This window comes from Geobacillus sp. DSP4a, assembly GCF_013096875.1.
GTDB classification, from domain to species: Bacteria; Bacillota; Bacilli; order Bacillales; family Anoxybacillaceae; genus Geobacillus; species Geobacillus thermophilus.
Genome location: NZ_SDLD01000218.1, coordinates 1 through 409, shown reverse-complemented (window position 1 = coordinate 409; position 409 = coordinate 1). Strand labels below are relative to the sequence as shown.

The window sequence follows — 409 nt, the reverse complement described above, 5'->3', positions numbered from 1 at the left end:
ATATTTTAGCATGACTTTTTACGTTTAACAAACATATTTTTAGTTTTTTTGGTATAAATTTTTCGTTGACAAACTTCCCTTATGTCGTTTTTCCACACGTTCAAAATAAACAATATTGAATTCTCTGCCCAGAACGAATGGAAACTGAGCGAAATGTACATAGGATGGCTCGTTCTTCAGCAGCTGTGAGGTCGTTCATCGGTGCGGGGATGTAACGCTTCTCGAGGTCATTCCAACGTTTCACACATATTTGCGCTTGTCCTTTACCAAAGAAAAACGTAATGACAATCATTAATTGATCGTCTACCGTTTTAAAAAATAAAAATAAATCGTCTTTTGTTGTGCACGTAATCATGCGGTAGCGCATCGGTTCAAGAGGCAGCTTGTTCACTGGTGAAATAAACTGAAG

At 37.4% G+C, this 409-nt stretch carries 1 protein-coding gene; it reads right to left on the bottom strand.

Going from position 1 to position 409, the window contains the following annotated elements:
- Positions 1–100: 100 nt before the first annotated feature.
- Positions 101–409 (bottom strand): hypothetical protein (locus tag ETC02_RS17070; protein WP_171698490.1); only part of this gene is annotated, 309 nt, incomplete at its 5' end.